18 protein-coding genes and 1 pseudogene are annotated in these 17624 nt (G+C 62.3%); 9 read left to right on the forward strand and 10 right to left on the reverse strand.

Annotation, left to right across the window (positions count from 1 at the left end; all coding sequences use genetic code 11):
- Window positions 1-19: 19 nt before the first annotated feature.
- From secM to mutT, 3 genes are all read left to right on the forward strand, one after another.
- Window positions 20-550 (forward strand): secA translation cis-regulator SecM, encoded by a 531-nt coding sequence (gene secM, locus ACP3TA_RS09235; RefSeq protein ID WP_033641856.1) that lies wholly within the window; start codon window positions 20-22, stop codon window positions 548-550.
- A gap of 82 nt (window positions 551-632) precedes the next feature.
- Entirely contained in the window at window positions 633-3341 is a 2709-nt protein-coding gene (gene secA / locus ACP3TA_RS09240) for a preprotein translocase subunit SecA (RefSeq protein WP_042783690.1), read from the forward strand.
- Window positions 3342-3421: 80 nt separating this feature from the next.
- Window positions 3422-3826: an 8-oxo-dGTP diphosphatase MutT gene (gene mutT, locus ACP3TA_RS09245; RefSeq protein ID WP_033641858.1), complete on the forward strand. Its 405-nt coding sequence runs from the start codon at window positions 3422-3424 to the stop codon at window positions 3824-3826.
- 39 nt (window positions 3827-3865) lie between these two features.
- On the opposite strand, the gene yacG is transcribed toward mutT, so the two are convergent.
- Window positions 3866-4057 (reverse strand): DNA gyrase inhibitor YacG, encoded by a 192-nt coding sequence (gene yacG / locus ACP3TA_RS09250; protein WP_025301578.1) that lies wholly within the window; start codon window positions 4055-4057, stop codon window positions 3866-3868.
- 51 nt (window positions 4058-4108) lie between these two features.
- Window positions 4109-4849, reverse strand: a pseudogene (gene zapD / locus ACP3TA_RS09255) (cell division protein ZapD); the annotation flags it as partial.
- Here zapD and ACP3TA_RS09260 point away from each other — a divergent pair.
- The gene (locus tag ACP3TA_RS09260; RefSeq protein WP_227414610.1) at window positions 4737-4967 is read left to right on the forward strand and encodes a hypothetical protein; all 231 of its coding nucleotides are present in this window, start codon (window positions 4737-4739) and stop codon (window positions 4965-4967) included. The pseudogene zapD and the gene ACP3TA_RS09260 sit on opposite strands and share 113 nt — an antisense overlap.
- Here the strand turns inward: ACP3TA_RS09260 and coaE are convergent.
- Window positions 4867-5481 carry a dephospho-CoA kinase gene (gene coaE / locus ACP3TA_RS09265; RefSeq protein ID WP_164120091.1) on the reverse strand — a complete coding sequence of 205 codons (615 nt, stop codon included), beginning with the start codon at window positions 5479-5481 and terminating at the stop codon, window positions 4867-4869. The genes ACP3TA_RS09260 and coaE overlap by 101 nt on opposite strands.
- A 362-nt stretch (window positions 5482-5843) precedes the next feature.
- Between coaE and ACP3TA_RS09270 the strand changes: the two genes are divergently transcribed.
- Window positions 5844-6887 (forward strand): GMP reductase, encoded by a 1044-nt coding sequence (locus ACP3TA_RS09270; protein WP_015376656.1) that lies wholly within the window; start codon window positions 5844-5846, stop codon window positions 6885-6887.
- Window positions 6888-6941: 54 nt separating this feature from the next.
- Here the strand turns inward: ACP3TA_RS09270 and hofC are convergent, their stop codons facing one another.
- The 4 genes from hofC to nadC all read right to left on the reverse strand — a co-directional run bounded on the left by hofC (window position 6942) and on the right by nadC (window position 11103).
- The gene (gene hofC / locus ACP3TA_RS09275; RefSeq protein ID WP_033651666.1) at window positions 6942-8141 is read right to left on the reverse strand and encodes a protein transport protein HofC; all 1200 of its coding nucleotides are present in this window, start codon (window positions 8139-8141) and stop codon (window positions 6942-6944) included.
- Window positions 8138-9580 (reverse strand): type II secretion system protein GspE, encoded by a 1443-nt coding sequence (gspE, locus tag ACP3TA_RS09280; RefSeq protein WP_206196070.1) that lies wholly within the window; start codon window positions 9578-9580, stop codon window positions 8138-8140. The genes hofC and gspE overlap by 4 nt, the downstream gene beginning before the upstream one ends.
- Before the next feature lie 5 nt (window positions 9581-9585).
- Window positions 9586-10023, reverse strand: coding sequence for a prepilin peptidase-dependent pilin (ppdD, locus tag ACP3TA_RS09285; RefSeq protein ID WP_033641862.1), 438 nt, complete (start codon window positions 10021-10023; stop codon window positions 9586-9588).
- 189 nt (window positions 10024-10212) lie between these two features.
- Window positions 10213-11103, reverse strand: a complete 891-nt coding sequence (nadC, locus tag ACP3TA_RS09290) for a carboxylating nicotinate-nucleotide diphosphorylase (protein WP_025301584.1) — start codon at window positions 11101-11103, stop codon at window positions 10213-10215.
- A gap of 84 nt (window positions 11104-11187) precedes the next feature.
- On the opposite strand from nadC, the gene ampD reads away from it, so the two are divergent.
- Together ampD and ampE are read left to right on the forward strand one after the other, a co-directional pair.
- The gene (gene ampD / locus ACP3TA_RS09295; RefSeq protein WP_025301585.1) at window positions 11188-11784 is read left to right on the forward strand and encodes a 1,6-anhydro-N-acetylmuramyl-L-alanine amidase AmpD; all 597 of its coding nucleotides are present in this window, start codon (window positions 11188-11190) and stop codon (window positions 11782-11784) included.
- Window positions 11784-12638 (forward strand): beta-lactamase regulator AmpE, encoded by an 855-nt coding sequence (ampE, locus tag ACP3TA_RS09300; protein ID WP_033631795.1) that lies wholly within the window; start codon window positions 11784-11786, stop codon window positions 12636-12638. The genes ampD and ampE overlap by 1 nt, the downstream gene beginning before the upstream one ends.
- Window positions 12639-12700: 62 nt before the next feature.
- On the opposite strand, the gene hemL is transcribed toward ampE, so the two are convergent.
- Window positions 12701-13990, reverse strand: a complete 1290-nt coding sequence (gene hemL / locus ACP3TA_RS09305; RefSeq protein ID WP_015376661.1) for a glutamate-1-semialdehyde 2,1-aminomutase — start codon at window positions 13988-13990, stop codon at window positions 12701-12703.
- 174 nt (window positions 13991-14164) lie between these two features.
- Between hemL and clcA the strand changes: the two genes are divergently transcribed.
- Both clcA and erpA read left to right on the forward strand, forming a co-directional pair.
- Window positions 14165-15604 carry a H(+)/Cl(-) exchange transporter ClcA gene (clcA, locus tag ACP3TA_RS09310; RefSeq protein ID WP_206196072.1) on the forward strand — a complete coding sequence of 480 codons (1440 nt, stop codon included), beginning with the start codon at window positions 14165-14167 and terminating at the stop codon, window positions 15602-15604.
- An 89-nt stretch (window positions 15605-15693) separates the two neighbouring features.
- On the forward strand, window positions 15694-16038 hold the full coding sequence (gene erpA / locus ACP3TA_RS09315; protein WP_004932708.1) for an iron-sulfur cluster insertion protein ErpA: 345 nt from the start codon (window positions 15694-15696) through the stop codon (window positions 16036-16038).
- Between the two features lie 164 nt (window positions 16039-16202).
- On the opposite strand, the gene ACP3TA_RS09320 is transcribed toward erpA, so the two are convergent.
- Together ACP3TA_RS09320 and btuF are read right to left on the reverse strand one after the other, a co-directional pair.
- A complete protein-coding gene (locus tag ACP3TA_RS09320; RefSeq protein ID WP_169539897.1) occupies window positions 16203-16817 on the reverse strand; it encodes a TRIC cation channel family protein in 615 nt (204 codons plus the stop codon).
- Window positions 16817-17623, reverse strand: a complete 807-nt coding sequence (gene btuF / locus ACP3TA_RS09325) for a vitamin B12 ABC transporter substrate-binding protein BtuF (RefSeq protein ID WP_046688235.1) — start codon at window positions 17621-17623, stop codon at window positions 16817-16819. Before btuF ends, ACP3TA_RS09320 begins: the two co-directional genes overlap by 1 nt.
- Window position 17624 lies beyond the last annotated feature (1 nt).

Consider the following 17624-nt stretch of genomic DNA (forward strand, 5'->3'; position numbering starts at 1 on the left):
TCCGGCGGATTATAAACTCGTGATCGGTATTCTAAATCGTTGGCGACAATTTGGCAGACGTTATTTCTGGCCCCATCTCCTGTTAGGGATGGTTGCGGCCACGCTTGGCGCGCCTTCCAATTTGTCCGGCGCACCCGATCAGGCCGCATTGCCGAGCACATCGTCCAGCCTTAACCGGCAAAATTCGGCCAACGGCACCTTCAACAGCCTGGCCCTGCTGCAGGACGCGCATCGCCGTCCTACCTTCAGCGTAGATTATTGGCAGCAACATGCGCTGCGCACCGTCATTCGTCACCTCTCTTTCGCGCTGGCGCCGCAGGCGGTTTATGCGCGTGTGCAGGAGAGCGAAGCCGAAGCGGAACCCCCTTTGCAGGTAGCGCAACTGGCGCTGCTTTCTACTCTCAACGCGCTGCTGACGCACGAGCCGAAGCCGCCGACCATCATTCGCCACACCCACCTTGAGGTGCTGCCAACGCTGGCGCGGCACCAGACCGGCCTGTGGGTGGCGCAGGTGCAGGGCATTCGCGCCGGGCCCGTCGCCCTCGTCTGATCTCGCCCTTTGGGCACAAAAACCATAAATAATAGCAAGTTGACTGCCGCGCTCGGCGGTCATGACAGAGATATCAAACATCATGTTAGTGAAATTATTAACCAAAGTTTTTGGCAGCCGTAACGATCGTACCCTGCGCCGCATGCGCAAAGTGGTTGAGCAGATCAACCGCATGGAACCGGACATGGAAAAGCTGTCCGATGACGAGTTGAAAGCGAAAACCAACGAATTCCGCGCGCGCCTGGAGAAGGGCGAATCGCTGGAAAGCCTGATCCCGGAAGCCTTCGCCGTGGTGCGTGAGGCGAGCAAGCGCGTGTTCGGCATGCGTCACTTCGACGTGCAGCTGCTGGGCGGCATGGTACTGAACGACCGCTGCATCGCCGAGATGCGCACCGGTGAAGGTAAAACCCTGACCGCGACGCTGCCGGCCTACCTGAACGCCCTGAGCGGCCGCGGCGTGCACGTCGTGACCGTCAACGACTATCTGGCGCAGCGCGACGCCGAAAACAACCGTCCGCTGTTCGAGTTCCTCGGTCTGAGCATCGGCATCAACCTGCCGGGCATGCCGGCGCCGGCCAAGCGCGAAGCTTACGCCGCCGACATCACCTACGGCACCAACAACGAGTACGGCTTCGACTACCTGCGCGACAACATGGCGTTCAGCCCGGAAGAGCGTGTGCAGCGCAAACTGCACTATGCGCTGGTGGATGAGGTGGACTCCATCCTGATCGATGAAGCGCGTACGCCGCTGATCATCTCCGGTCCGGCAGAAGACAGCTCCGAGATGTACATCAAGGTCAACAAGCTGATCCCTAAACTGATCCGCCAGGAAAAAGAAGACTCCGACACCTTCAAAGGTGAAGGGCACTTCTCGGTGGACGAGAAGGCGCGTCAGGTACACCTGACCGAACGCGGCCTGATCCTGATTGAAGAGATGCTGGTGGAAGCCGGCATCATGGATGAAGGCGAATCGCTATACTCGCCGACCAACATCATGCTGATGCACCACGTTACCGCCGCGCTGCGCGCTCACGTGCTGTTCACCCGCGACGTGGACTACATCGTGAAAGACGGCGAAGTGATCATCGTCGATGAGCACACCGGCCGTACCATGCAGGGCCGCCGCTGGTCCGACGGTCTGCACCAGGCGGTGGAAGCCAAAGAAGGCGTGGAGATCCAGAACGAGAACCAGACGCTGGCTTCGATCACCTTCCAGAACTACTTCCGTCTGTACGAGAAGCTGGCCGGGATGACCGGTACCGCCGATACCGAAGCCTTCGAATTCAGCTCGATCTACAAGCTGGACACGATCGTGGTGCCAACCAACCGTCCGATGATCCGTAAGGATATGCCGGATCTGGTGTACATGACCGAGAAAGAGAAGATCGGCGCCATCATTGAAGACATCCGCGAGCGTACCGCCAAAGGCCAGCCGGTGCTGGTGGGGACCATCTCAATCGAGAAATCCGAAGTGGTGTCCCGAGAGCTGACCAAAGCGGGCATCGACCACAAGGTGTTGAACGCCAAATTCCACGCCATGGAAGCGGACATCGTCGCCCAGGCCGGCCAGAGCGGTGCGGTGACCATCGCCACCAACATGGCGGGCCGTGGTACCGATATCGTGCTGGGCGGCAGCTGGCAGGCCGAAGTGGCGCTGCTGGAAGAACCGACCGAAGAGCAGATCGAAGCTATCAAAGCCGCCTGGAAAGAGCGCCACGACGCGGTGCTGGCGGCGGGCGGCCTGCATATCATCGGCACCGAGCGCCATGAATCGCGCCGTATCGATAACCAGCTGCGCGGCCGTTCCGGTCGTCAGGGCGACGCCGGTTCATCCCGCTTCTACCTGTCGATGGAAGATGCCCTGATGCGTATCTTCGCCTCGGATCGCGTGTCCGGCATGATGCGTAAACTGGGCATGAAAGAAGGCGAAGCGATTGAGCACCCGTGGGTGACCAAGGCGATCGCCAACGCGCAGCGCAAAGTGGAAAGCCGCAACTTCGATATCCGTAAGCAACTGCTGGAATACGACGACGTCGCCAACGATCAGCGCCGCGCCATCTACAGCCAGCGTAACGAATTGCTGGACGTGTCCGACGTGAGCGAAACCATCGCCAGCATCCGCGAGGACGTGTTCAAGAGCACCATCGACAACTACATCACGCCGCAGTCGCTGGAAGAAGAGTGGGATATTCAGGGGCTGGAAGAGCGCCTGAAGAACGACTTCGATCTGGAGATGCCGATCGCCCAGTGGCTGGACAAAGAGCCGGAGCTGCACGAAGAGACGCTGCGCGAACGTATTCTGGAGAACGCCAAAGAGCAGTACCTGCGTAAGGAAGAAGTGGTCGGCAGCGAAATGATGCGCAACTTCGAGAAGGGCGTGATGCTGCAGACGCTGGATTCCCTGTGGAAAGAGCACCTGGCGGCGATGGACTACCTGCGTCAGGGCATCCACCTGCGCGGCTATGCGCAGAAGGATCCGAAGCAGGAGTACAAGCGCGAATCCTTCAACATGTTCGCCACCATGCTGGAATCGCTGAAATATGAAGTGATCAGTGTGCTGAGCAAGGTACAGGTGCGGATGCCGGAAGAGGTGGAAGCGCTGGAACAGCAGCGCCGTGAAGAGGCCGAGCGTCTGGCGCAGCAGCAACAGCTGAGCCACCACGACGAGAACGCGCTGGTGACCGAAGATCCGAACGCGCCGGCGACCGCCGAGCGCAAAGTGGGCCGCAACGATCCTTGCCCATGCGGTTCCGGCAAGAAATACAAGCAGTGCCACGGCCGCCTGCAGTAATGCCGGCCGCGGTTGACCGATAATACCCGGGGGTTCAGCTTGCTGAGCCCCTGTTTTTTGGCACCCATCAGGAGGGTGAGATGAAACATCTGAATATCGCCGTGGGCATCATCCGCAATGCTCAACGGGAGATCTTTATTACGCGCCGCGCCGCTGACGCGCACATGGCCGGATTTTGGGAGTTTCCCGGCGGCAAGATCGAACCGGGTGAGACGCCGGAACAGGCGCTGAGCCGTGAGCTGCGTGAAGAGACCGGTATCGAAGCCGATCGGGCCGAACTGCTGGAGGTGGTGGAACATCGCTTCAGCGATCGCATCGTGACGCTGAATTTTTATCTGGTGGAGCATTGGGCGGGCGAGCCGTTTGGCCGTGAGGGGCAGCCGATGCGCTGGGTAAAACAGGCGGAGCTGCGTGAAGACGAGTTCCCGGAAGCCAACGCCGGCATTATCCAACTGCTGGTGGCGCAGGCTGGTGCCGCGCAATAACACTATCGGCCTGGCGTGCGCCAGGCCTTCAATCGGCGATTAGCGGTCGTCGAGTTCGCTCCAGTCCTCACTTTCCGACAGATCGCTGTTGCTCGGAATGCGCTTCTCTTCATCGGCCCACTCGCCAAGATCGATCAGTTGGCAGCGCTTGCTGCAAAACGGCCGGAACGGGCTGACTTCGCCCCAAACCACGCCGGTGCCACAGGTTGGGCATTTCACTACGGTCGTCATAACGGTTCCTTACGCCTTCTGGCGGTGCTGAGAAGGCTTGCTTTCATGAGTTCAACAACAGGCCAGTTCGAACGTCAGGCGTTCAGGCACCATGCCATGTTCGCTGTCCAACGGCAGGAAACGAATGGCATAACGCGTCTTGTGGCCGGAAATTTGCGGATAAAGCTGCGGCGCCAGATGAAGGCGCAGGCGCAGCAGGTCCGCCCCTTCGGCGTTGTCCTGGAAAAAGCCGTTCAGACTGATTTGATTGCGGAACGGCCCCGACTGACGGATCAGATCCAGCACCATGATCAGCGCCTGGTTCAGCGGATCCAGCGACTGCAGCCAGGCGGCGACGTCGGCATCGCGATCCTGCTGCGGCGCATGCATCCACATGTGCAGGGTCGGCAAATCGAAGCTGCAGCAGCCGCCGGGAATGTTCAGACGCTGGCGCACCAGGCCGATCAGCCGGTCTTCACGCAGTGCCTGACCGAGGCGCGGTGCCGCCATCAGCGCCGATGAACGCGACTTCAACTGGCCGCGCAACTGCTCGATCAGCGCCATATCCACGCCCGGCACATCGGCCCAGGCCAACAGTTTTTGCTGCTGACGCTCCAGCTCTTTGAGCAGTTCGGTGCGTACCTCGCCGCGCTCCAGTACGTCCAGCAAATCGGAGACGGTGCGGAAAAAGGTAAGGGCGATGGCGGTTTCGCTCAGGGCGCGCTGGCCGTGCAGCTGTTGCAGTAAAAACTCGATGCGCAGCCAGGTACGCATTTTTTCGTTCAGCGGGTGTTCAAAGAGAACGGTTGGGGAAACATCACTCATGCAGTTTAATCCTGTTGGGGCGCTGTTGCCGCCAGTTCAAGGTAGCGACGATGCAGTGCGGCGACCCGTGGCTCTATCCCCTGAGCGGCGCCGCTGTTGTCAATAATGTCATCCGCCACGGCGAGGCGCTGCTGGCGCGTGGCCTGGGCGGCGAGAATGCTCTGCGCTTGCTCGCGGCTGATGCCGTCGCGCGCGATGGTGCGAGCCAACTGGGTTTCGGTGTCGACGTCGATCACCAGCACCCGAGCGGCGCGATCCTGCAGGCCGTTTTCCACCAGCAGCGGCACGACCCACAGCGCGTACGGGCTGGCCGCCTGCGCCAGTTGGCGTTGGGTCTCGCGGTGTATCAGCGGATGCAGCAGTTGGTTCAGCCAGGTTTTATCATCGGGGTGGCTGAAGATGCGCTGACGCAGAGCAGCGCGGTTGAGCGCGCCGTCCGGCAGCAACATTTCATTACCAAATCGCTCGGCGATCGCGGCCAGAGCAGGGGTGCCCGGCTCAACGACCTGACGGGCGATCACGTCGGCATCGACAATGGCTGCGCCGTGGCGCGCAAAGGCGTTCGCAACGGTCGTTTTGCCGCTGCCTATGCCCCCGGTCAACGCAACAATGTAGGCCATGGTGTTAGGTGCATCCGATGTTCATAAAAAAATAATAGACGAATCATAAAGCGATCGCGCAGAAGTGCAAGTCGGCAGGCGGCGCTTGCGCCTCGGCCCCGTTTGGACGGCGAGAAAAAGCGCAGCGGCACGGCAGAAATGAGCGGGCAATCACACTGCGATTATGCAGGTAAATTTGTCGGATTGTAGCGTAAATAAAGGCGAATTCGCAGTCTTGTTCGGCGATTATTAGCGCGTATTATAACGTCACTGGAACTGGCATTAATCTCGCCGTCATCTTTCCGCGCCACGGGAAAGCGGTCGGGCAGAGGTTCGAATATCCTCCTTGCGATCCGTCGCCATTAACCAGGAAATCATAAGTCATGCGTATTGAAGAAGATTTGAAGTTAGGCTTTAAAGACGTGTTGATCCGCCCTAAGCGTTCCACGTTGAAAAGCCGTTCCGAGGTTGAACTGGAACGTCAGTTTACCTTCAAGCATTCAGGTTGCAGCTGGTCCGGCGTGCCGATTATCGCCGCCAACATGGACACGGTGGGCACCTTCCGCATGGCTGAGGCCCTGGCTTCTTTCGACGTTCTCACCGCCGTACACAAACATTACAGCGTCGAGCAATGGGCTGACTTCGTGCAGCGCATGCCGGAATCGGTGCTGCGCCACGTGATGGTGTCCACCGGCACCTCAGAAGCCGACTTCGCCAAAATGCAGCAGATCCTGGCCCTGTCTCCGGCGCTGAAATTCATCTGTATCGACGTGGCCAACGGCTACTCTGAACACTTCGTCGCCTTCCTGCAGAAAGCGCGCGAAGCCTGCCCGAATCACGTCATCTGCGCCGGCAACGTAGTGACCGGCGAGATGGTGGAGGAGCTTATCCTCTCCGGCGCCGACATCGTTAAAGTCGGCATCGGGCCGGGATCGGTATGCACCACCCGCGTGAAGACCGGCGTGGGCTATCCGCAGCTGTCGGCGGTGATCGAATGCGCCGATGCGGCCCACGGGCTGGGCGGCCAAATCGTCAGCGACGGCGGCTGCTCGGTGCCGGGCGATGTCGCCAAAGCCTTCGGCGGCGGCGCGGACTTCGTGATGCTGGGCGGTATGCTGGCCGGCCACGACGAGTGCGAAGGCACCGTGGTGGAAGAGAACGGCGAGAAATTCATGCTGTTCTACGGCATGAGCTCCGAGTCAGCGATGAAGCGCCACGTCGGCGGCGTGGCGGAGTATCGCGCGGCCGAAGGCAAAACCGTCAAGCTGCCGCTGCGAGGCGAGGTGGAGTTCACCGTGCGTGATATCCTCGGCGGCCTGCGTTCCGCCTGCACCTACGTCGGCGCCGAGCGTTTGAAAGAGCTGACCAAGCGCACCACCTTTATCCGCGTGGCGGAGCAGGAAAACCGCGTCTTCGGCAGCAAATAAGCCGCACCTTGCATTCGGGCGCAGCGCACCGCGGCGCCCGCTATCCTTTTACCCTTATCCCAACACGCTGCCCAGTTGAAAGATAGGCAGATACATGGCGATCACCAAAGCGCCGACAATCCCACCTACCACCAGCATCAGCAGCGGCTCCAGCGTTTGCGCCAGCGTATCGGCCAGCTCGTGCGTCTGCCGTTCATACCACTGCGCCAATTTATCCAGCAAGGCGTCCAGTGAACCGGACTCTTCGCCCACCCGCACCAGCTGCCGGCACAGCGGCGGAAACAGCGGTTGCAGGCCCAGGGCATGATGAAAGGCTTCGCCTTCGGCGATCTGCCGTTGCACCTGCTCCAGCGCCTGTTTGTACAGCAGATGGTCAGCCGCCAACGCCGCCGCGTTCAACCCTTCCACCAGCGTCAGCCCGGCGCGTTGGGTCATGGTCAGGATGCGAAATGTTTGGCTCAGCGCGCCGCCGCTCACCAGCCGGGCGATCAGCGGCAGGCGCAGCAAGAGAGCCTGTTCACGTCTGCGCCACGGCGGGCGCGGGTGCAGCCAGCGGCCATAGCCGAACAGCGACGCGCCCAGCAGCAGCGCCAGATAGGGGCCGGTGGCGATCAACTGCGCAGACAATGCCAGCAACCCTTGGGTAAACCAGGGCAGCGGCGCATCGAACGATTGATAAACCTTGGCGAATTCCGGCAGCACCATCACCAGCATCAACACGCTGACCATCAGCGCCACCGCGCAGATGAAGAGGGGATAACGCAGCGCTTTGGTCACCTTGCGGCGCAGCAGCAACTGGGCCTCCTGTTGTTGCGCCAGCTGCAGGCAGCAGCGATCGAGGTTGCCGGTCAGTTCACCGATGGCGATCAGCTGGCGATAGATCAGGGGAAAAATCCCCGGTTGTTCGGCGAGGGTTTCGGAAAGCGGTTGCCCTTCGCGCACCTGGTCGGCCAGCTGGCGCAACAGGCAGCGCCAGGCTGCCGAAGGATGCTCTGCTGCCAGCAACTGCAGCGCATTGACCAGCGGCAACCCCGCCTGCAGCAGAGTGGCGAGCTGGCGGGTGAAGTGGATTAACGGTTCTCCACGCCATTGGCCGGGCGTAACGCGTTTGCCGTGCCCGATTCGGCACGGTTGCAGGCCTTGTTCGATCAGCAACCGGCTCACCTGCCGTTTTTCCTCGCTCATCAGTTCGCCGCGGCGTAAGGCGCCCTGTGCGTCGAAAGCCTGCCAAAGAAACAGCCGGCGCGCTTTCATGGCGCGGCTATGCCAGGCTGGACGACGTCGATCACGCGGTACAGTTCTTCCAGCGAGGTCGTGCCTTCGGCGGCCAGCGCCAGGCCCGCGTGCAGCAGCGAAAGCTGCCCCTGTTCGCGGGCGATATCCGCCAGCAGACTGGGAGCGGCGTTCGCCAGCAATGCCGCCTGTATTTCCGGCGTAATGGCCAACAGTTCATACACGCCGATGCGCCCATAGTAACCGCCGAAGCAATGCTCGCAGCCATCGGCGCGCCAGACAGTGAGCGGTTCCGGCCAGATCGCGCTGGGAAAATGCGTCGGCTGGCTGTGCGGATAGCGGCAGTGGCGGCACAGTCTGCGCACCAACCGCTGCGCGACGATCAGCTTCAGACAGCCGGCGAGCAGGTAGCCGGGGATCCCCATGTGCATCAGCCGCGTCAGGGTTTCGCCGGTAGAGTTGGTATGCAGCGTCGACAGCACCAGGTGGCCGGTTTGCGCGGCCTTGACCGCGATCTCGGCGGTTTCCGCATCGCGGATCTCGCCGATCATGATGACGTCTGGATCCTGGCGCAGCAGGGCGCGCAGCACCCGGGCGAAGCTCAGCTCGGTTTTTGCGTTGATCTGGGTCTGATTAACGCCGAACAGCGGGATCTCGACCGGATCCTCGACGCTGCACAGGTTGCTCTGCGCATCGTTCAACTGGCGCAGACCGCTGTACAGCGTCACCGTTTTGCCGCTGCCGGTCGGGCCGGTCACCAGGATCAACCCTTGCGGGCAGGCCAGCGCCGTCGCGTAGTGCGCCAGATCCGCCCGGCTCATGCCTAACTGATCCAGCGGCAGTTCTTGTTGCTCGCCCTGCTGAACGCGCAGCACCACCTTTTCGCCGTGCAGCGTCGGCAGAGTGGCGATACGCATGGCATAGCGCGCGCTGTCCAGCGTCAGGCTGAGCTGCCCGTCCTGAGGCTGACGGCGCTCGGCGATATCCAACTGGCCGAGGATCTTCAGCCGGGCGATGAGGCGCGCGGTCAGCTGCGGCGGCGGTGAGGCGAGGGTTTGCAGCACGCCGTCGATACGCAGACGAATGCGAAAATGCTGCCGAAAAGGCTCGAAGTGGATGTCAGAGGCGCGGCGCTGGATGGCCAGGCGCAGCGTCTGGTTGATGAATTGCACCACCGGCGCATCGCCGTCGTCGGGGTAGGCGATGTCGGTCGTGTCCTCTTCGGCCGCCAGCGGCGCCGAGAGCGGTTCGTGGCGCTGGTTAAGCGCCAGCTCCAACCTGGCCGCCGGCCATTGTTCCAGATGGATGCGTTTACCGGTGGCGAAACGCAGCGCCGCCAGCAGCCCCTGCGGCGCTTCTTCGCTGAGCGCGACCGTCAGGGTGGTCGGGTCCTCGCTCAGCGCCAGCGCCTGATAGCGCCGACACAGGGTGTGAACCTCTTCGCTGATTTGCGCGTTCATCGCCGTTACTCCGCCGCGTCGTCGAAGCGGAAGACTTCCCGGCACACCTCAACCAGCGTCGCGTTTTCGCTGCTGCACAGCCGGGTCCAGCGGGTCAGCCCATCGGCGTTCGACTTGGGGGTTAACGCCACCGCCAGCCCCTGCAGCGTTTGGGTGCCGGTCAACGTGATGACGCCTTTAACGACTTTCACCCCGCTGACGTAACGCGACGCGCCGCCGGTGGGAATGCCTTTGCTGCCGGCTTCACAGCCGGCGGGCGCGCCTTCATCCAGTACGCACAGCTCGACCGCCAGCTTATACGGCGCCATGGTTTGCAGCATGTCGGTCATCGCCGCTTTCTGGATGTAGCGCTGGTAGGCGGGAATGCCGATGGCGCTGAGGATGGCGATGATGGCGATCACCACCATCAGTTCGATCAGGCTAAAGCCGCGTTGCGTTTCCATGCGTTGTTTCCTCCATAAGGGTGTGGAAAACAACGGTAGCGGTTTGCGCGGGGGAACGGCGAGCGGGTTTTACGCGTTTCTCGGCGTGCTTCCATCAGTATTGATGTCGTTTGCAGCGGAGGGAAAAACGGTGCGAGGGGCTTCGCAAATCTGCGTTAACGCCCCCGGCGGCGGCCGGGGGCGAGGGGATCATTTGAAGCGCATCGACAGATCGAGCGCGGTCACATGTTTGGTCAGCGCGCCGACCGAAATGTAATCCACGCCGGTCTCGGCGAAGGTGCGCAGCGTCTCGCTGGTGACGTTGCCGGACACCTCCAGCTGGGCGCGGCCCTGGGTTTGGGCGACCGCCTGACGCATCATCTCGACGCTGAAGTTGTCCAGCATGATGATGTCGGCGCCGGCGTCCAGCGCCTGCTGCAGCTCATCGAGCGACTCGACTTCCACTTCCACCGGCACGTCGGCGTGCAGCCAGAAGGCTTTTTCCACCGCGTTTTTGATCGAGCCGGAGGCGATGATGTGGTTTTCCTTGATCAGGAAGGCATCGGACAGCCCCAGCCGGTGGTTGCTGCCGCCCCCGCACAGCACGGCGTATTTCAGCGCGGTGCGCAGGCCGGGCAAGGTCTTGCGGGTATCGAGCAGGCGAGTCTGGGTGCCTTCCAGCAGAGCCACGTAGCGGCTGACCTCGGTCGCCACGCCGGAGAGCATCTGCACGAAGTTCAGCGCGGTGCGCTCGCCGGTCAACAGCACCCGCGCAGGGCCGCGCAGCCGGCAAAGCGGTTGGTTCGGTATCAGACGGTCGCCGTCTGCCACCAGCCACTCCACCTGCACCTGGTTGCCCAACTGAATAAAGACTTCGTTCAGCCAGCGGCGGCCGCAGAACACGCCGGCTTCGCGGGTAATGACGGTGGCTTCGGCCTGCTTGTCCGCCGGTAACAATTGCGCGGTAATATCGCGCCCGGCGTCAACTTCACCTCCTAGGTCTTCGCGCAGCGCCTGGGCGACGGAATAGGGAATATCACTTTCAATACGTTCAAGAAGCTCGGTGCGGCGACGGTCGGCACTGTAGCGGCGTGTCGGCATGGAAAACTCCGAAATGGACGGTTAGTTCGTAGGGGAACATGCTACTCTGTTGCAGGAATAAGTACCACCGCAGAGAGGTGTCTGATGCAGTTGGAAAATGGCTGGATTGTCGGGGTGACGCGAGTGGTTTCGCCGCACTGCGATCGGCGCCCGGATGACGAGCCGCCCTCGCTGCTGGTCATCCATAACATCAGCCTGCCGCCCGGCGAATTCGGTGGCCCCTATATCGACCAGCTGTTCACCGGCACGCTCGATCCCGCGCAGCACCCTTATTTCGCCGAGATCCATCAGCTGCGAGTGTCTGCGCACTGCCTGATCCGCCGCGACGGGGAGATCGTGCAGTATGTGCCCTTCGACCAGCGCGCGTGGCACGCGGGCGTTTCTCTGTATCAGGGGCGCGAACGGTGCAACGATTTCTCCATCGGCATCGAGCTGGAAGGCACCGACCAGTTAGCCTACACCGAGGCGCAATATCGCACGCTGCAGGCGGTCACCGCGCTGCTGGCCGAACATTATCCGCCGTTGGCGGCGCATATCGCCGGGCATTGCGATATCGCCCCCGGCCGCAAAACCGATCCCGGGCCGGCGTTCGATTGGGATCGCTATCTGGCATCTCTGGAACAACGCGGCGCGCCCGCCGACGCTATGCTTGAGACAAGAAAAAGGGAGAGGAATCGCTAATGACGCTGTTTACGCTGTTGCTGGTTTTGGCCTGGGAGCGCCTGTTCAAGCTGGGGGAACACTGGCAGCTGGATCATCGCCTCGAAGTGGTATTTCAGCGGCTGCATCGGGTTTCGCTGGCGCAGACGCTGGCGATGACCGCCGCCTGGATGGTGATCGTCTGGGGCGTTCTGTGGTTGTCGCACGGGTTATTCTTCGGCGTGGTGACGCTGCTGCTGTGGATCGTCATCGATCTGCTGTGCGTCGGCGCCGGCATCAAGCGCAAACACTATCGCGCCTACCTGAAAGCGGCGCGGCAGGGGGATACCCATGCCAGCGATCAGATGGCGGAAGAGCTGGCGTTGATCCACGGTTTGCCGGTGGACTGCAGTGAAGAGCTGCGTCTGCGCGAGCTGCAAAACGCGCTGCTGTGGATCAACTTCCGTTATTACCTGGCGCCGCTGTTCTGGTTCGTGGTCTTTGGGCCGTACGGGCCGATCGCGCTGGCGGGATATGCCTTCCTGCGCGCCTATCAAACCTGGCTGGCGCGCCACAATACGCCGCTGGAGCGTTCGCAGTCGGGCATCGATCATCTGCTGAACTGGCTGGACTGGATCCCGGTGCGTTTGGCCGGGGTGGCCTATGCGTTGTTCGGCCACGGCGAGCGCGCGTTGCCGGCCTGGTTCGCCTCACTCGGCGATCGGCATTCGTCGTCGTATCAGGTGTTGACGCGGCTGGCGCAGTTCTCGCTGGCGCGCGATCCGCATATGGACCCGGTGCAAACGCCGCGGGCGGCGGTGACGCTGGCGCGCAAGGTGACGATGATCATCGTGGTGGTGGTGGCGCTGTTGACCATTTACGGCACGCTGCTGTAAACCGCCGTGAAAAACAAAACGGGCGCCTCGGCGCCCGTTTCTTTTTGGCCATCCGGCCGGGATTACAGCTTGGCGAAGCAGCGACGCGCGGCGTCGATGGTGCGCTGGATGTCTTCCTTGCTGTGCGCCACGGACATGAAGCCCGCTTCGAAGGCGGACGGCGCGAGATACACCCCCTCTTCCAGCATCAGGTGGAAGAAGCGCTTGAAGCGTTCCACGTCGCACTGCATCACGTCCTGGTAGCAGGTGACCGCCGGCGCGTCGGTGAAGAACAGGCCGAACATGCCGCCGACGTTGTTGACCACCAACGGAATATTCTCTTCCTGCGCCGCGTGCAGCAGGCCAGCGGCCAGCATCTCGGTCAGTTCGGTCAGCGTCTGGTGCACGCCAACCTGCGACACTTCGGTCAGGCAAGCATAGCCCGCCGCCATGGCGATCGGGTTGCCGGACAGGGTGCCCGCCTGGTAGACCGGGCCGGTCGGTGCCAGCGCGTCCATCACCTCGCGACGGCCGCCGAAGGCGCCCACCGGCATGCCGCCGCCGATGATTTTGCCGAGGCAGGTCAGATCCGGCTCGACGCCGTAATAGGATTGTGCGCCGGCCAGCGCGACGCGGAAGCCGGTCATCACTTCGTCGATGATCAAGAGCGCGCCGTACTTGTCGCACAGGGCGCGCAGGCCCGGCAGGAATTCCGGCAGCGGCGGCACGCAGTTCATGTTGCCGGCGACCGGCTCGACGATGATACAGGCGATCTCGGACGGGTACTGTTCGAAGGCGGCGCGCACCGAATCCAGATCGTTATAGGTGCAGGTCAGGGTGTGTTTGGCGAAGTCGGCCGGCACGCCCGGTGAGTTCGGCTGGCCGAGGGTCAGCGCGCCGGAGCCGGCTTTCACCAGCAGGCAGTCGGCGTGGCCGTGGTAGCAGCCTTCGAACTTGATGATTTTATCGCGGTTGGTGTAGCCGCGCGCCAGGCGGATAGCGCTCATGGTGGCTTCGGTGCCCGAGTTCACCATGCGCACCATATCCATCGTCGGCACCAGCTCGGTGACCAGCTGCGCCATTTTGACTTCCATCTCGGTCGGCGCGCCGAAGCTCAGGCCGCGCTGCGCCGCTTCAATCACCGCGTCGCGGATCGCCGGGTGGTTATGCCCCAGCACCATCGGTCCCCAGGAACCGACATAGTCGATATAGGCCTTGCCGTCGGCATCGAACAGGTAAGCCCCGTCTGCGCGCTCGATAAACAGCGGCACACCGCCCACGCCGGTGAATGCACGCACCGGAGAGTTTACCCCGCCGGGGATCAACTGTTGCGCCTGGGCGTACAGACTTTCGGACTTGCTGTGTAGGCTCATAAATCGGCTCCTGGATTCTCTTTTGAATGATTTGACCGCGCTATTCTAGAGGAGAGCGCCGCGTTATGAAACGATCACAGTCAGATACCATTAACGGCAGCGCCCGCCGCCGGGTTGGGGTAGAATTATCGCCCTGCCTATTTGTATTACAAATTACCTGACGAATCACTCGCGATGACAGAATCACAATCACAGCCAGTCGGGACGTTGAGCCCGCGTCTTAGCCGCAGCGATGCGGTGCGCCAGTTTATCCGCCGCGATAAAACGCCGGTGGCGATCCTGTTGATGGCCGCGTTGGTGGGGACGCTGGCCGGTTTGCTCGGCGTGGCCTTCGATAAAGCGGTTGAGTGGGTGCAGCAGCAGCGGCTGGCTTCGCTGGCGCAGGTCGCCGACTTCTGGATCCTGGTGTGGCCGCTGGCGTTTATCTTGTCCGCCGCGCTGGCGGCGCTGGGTTATTACCTGGTGCGGCGCTTTGCGCCTGAGGCGGGCGGTTCGGGCATTCCGGAGATCGAAGGCGCGCTGGAGGAGCTGCGGCCGGTGCGCTGGTGGCGCGTGATACCGGTGAAATTCATCGGCGGCATGGGAACGCTGGGGGCGGGCATGGTGCTGGGGCGCGAAGGGCCTACGGTACAGATGGGCGGCAACGTCGGGCGCATGGTATTGGACGTGCTGCGCATTCGCGGCGCCGAGGCGCGCCATTCGCTGCTGGCGACCGGGGCCGCCGCCGGGCTGTCCGCCGCGTTCAACGCGCCGCTGGCCGGCATCTTGTTCATCATCGAAGAGATGCGGCCGCAATTTCGCTACAACCTGATCTCGATTAAAGCGGTGTTTATCGGCGTTATCATGTCGAGCGTGGTGTTCCAGCTGTTTAACGGCCAGGGCTCGGTGATCGCGGTCGGCAAACTTTCCTCGGCGCCCATCAACACCCTGTGGCTCTATCTGGTGCTGGGGGCGATATTCGGCGCGGTGGGCGTGGGATTCAACGCGCTTATCTTCCGCACCCAGGACATGTTCGCGCGCCTGCACGGCGGCCGAATGCGCAATGTCCTGCTGATGGGCGGGCTGCTCGGCGGCGTGTGCGGCATTCTGGGGCTGATTCAGCCAGAGGCGGCGGGCGGCGGCTTTGGGCTGATCCCGATCGCCGCGGCGGGCAATTACAGCGTCGGCATGTTGATGTTCATTTTCATTACCCGCATCTTCACCACGCTGCTGTGCTTCGGTTCCGGCGCGCCGGGCGGTATCTTTGCGCCGATGCTGGCGCTGGGCACGCTGTTCGGCACCGCCTTCGGGCTGGCGGGGGCGCATCTTTTCCCGCAATACGGCATCGAGGCGGGCACTTTCGCCATCGCCGGTATGGGGGCGCTGTTCGCCGCCACCGTGCGCGCCCCGCTGACCGGCATCGTGCTGGTGCTGGAAATGACCGACAACTACCAGCTGATTTTACCGATGATTATCACCTGCCTCGGCGCCACGGTAGTGGCGCAACTGCTCGGCGGCAAGCCGCTGTATTCGTCGATCCTGGCTCGCACGCTGCAACGGCAGGAGGCGCAGCTGGCACGGGAAGCGGCGGAGAAAACAGGTAAGGAAAATACAACAAATGCGGTGAATACTTGAACGCAACACTCAGGTATCGGATAATCGTTAATATTAATCAGGCAGCCATAGTAGCGCTCTGATGCTGAACAATGTTGGGAGTAAAGAGTATGAGTGATCAAACGGCACTGCCCCTGCAATTTACCGAGGCAGCAGCAAACAAGGTTAAGTTCCTGATTGCTGACGAAGAAAATCCTAACCTGAAGTTGCGGGTTTACATTACCGGCGGCGGCTGCAGCGGATTCCAGTACGGCTTCACTTTTGACGACAAGGTCAACGATGGCGACATGACCATCGAGAAGCAGGGCGTGGCGCTGGTGGTCGATCCGATGAGCCTGCAGTATCTGGTTGGCGGTTCGGTGGACTACACCGAAGGGCTGGAAGGGTCGCGTTTCGTGGTGACCAACCCGAATGCCAAAACTACCTGCGGTTGCGGTTCGTCGTTCAGCATCTGAGTTTGCCTGTCAGAACATCAACCCGCTCGCTTTCCAGCCGGCGGGTTTTTTTATGCCTACCACTCTACGAGGATCACTTCCGCACCATTCTGCTGCGTCGGTGGGGTGCGGATGATCTTCGGCTGCGCCGTCGCGTTGCTGCATTCGCCCCGCAGGGCGGCGGCTCAGCGTTCGAGAATAAAGGCGGGCAGCTTGAGGTGCCAGCGGATGGCCGCCAGCCGAATGGCCAGCGTGATGATCATGCCCAGCATCATGGCCTGTTGCAGCGGCATGTGGAAGGTGTAAAACGCCGTGGCGTGTACGATGCCGCCGATGATGCAGGCGGTGGCGTAAATTTCGGTGCGCAGGATCATCGGGATCTCGCGTGCCAGCACGTCGCGGATAATGCCGCCGCCGACGCCGGTGATCACCCCCATGCAGATTGCCACCAGCGGGCCGGTGCCGGCCGCGAAGGCTTTGTTGACGCCGATGCCGACGAACACCGCCAGCCCGACGGCGTCCAGCACCGGCAGCACCCACTTCGGCAGACGGCGCGGCTGGCGCACCAGCAGCAGCGTCAATATGCAGGTGATCATCGCTACCACCAGATCGGTGGGATCCTTGACCCAGAATACCGGTCCGTTGGCCAGTGCCATATCGCGGATGGTGCCGCCGCCGACCGCGGTAACCACGCCCAATACCAGCACGCCGAACGGATCCATGCGCAGCTTGCCGGCCAGCAATACACCGGAGACGGCGAACACCGCGGTGCCGAGAATATCCAGCCAGAACACCAGCATCAGCGGATCTCCGCCAGCTGGCGGCACAGTTGCTGCGCCGCCAACAGCAGCCGTGGCCCGCCGCGATTGAACCAGTCTTCATTCAGCGCGATCACCGGCACCTGCAGCTGCGGCGCCCAGAAGGCTTTCACATTGGCGGCCTCTTTCGCGCCGCCGGTGATGACGATGGCCTGGGGTTGGCGCGCCAGCACCTGCTCGCGGCTGATCTGCGGCCAAGGCGTGCGGCTGTCGGCGAAGACGTTCTGCGCGCCGCACAGCGCCAACACCTGGCTCTGCAGCGTGGCGCCGGAGCTGGTGAACAGCGGCTGGGTGCCGAACTGCAGCAACACGCGTCGCGGAGGATTATCGGCGTACTGTTGTCTGAGAGCAGCGAACTGACGGCGAAGGCCGGCGGCGGCCTGATGCGCCTGGTCCGGGTGCGGGCTGTATTGCGCCAGCTTATCCAGCAAGCCGGCGATCCCTTCGAGATTATCGGCGTCCGCATAGAAGATCGGGATGCCGAATGCGGCGAGCTGATCCAGCACGCGCTGCGGATTGCCGCCGCGCCAGGCGAGGATCAGATCCGGCTTGAGCGCCAGCACCCGCTCCAGGTTGATGCCCTGCCAGGAGGCCACCTGCTCCAGCCTGGCGGCCTGCGGCGGATAATCGGAATAGGCGCTCGCCGCCACCAGCACCTCGCCCATGCCGGCGGCATAGGCGAGTTCGGTCGCATTGGGCGCCAGGCTGATCACTCGCTGGGCGGCCCCGGCCGGCAGGGCTAGCCAGAACGCCAGCAGCCAGAGCGCCGAGGTGAAGCGCAGCCTCACA

The sequence above is a fragment of the Serratia sp. 2C06 genome, from assembly GCF_050037615.1.
GTDB classification, from domain to species: Bacteria; Pseudomonadota; Gammaproteobacteria; order Enterobacterales; family Enterobacteriaceae; genus Serratia; species Serratia ureilytica.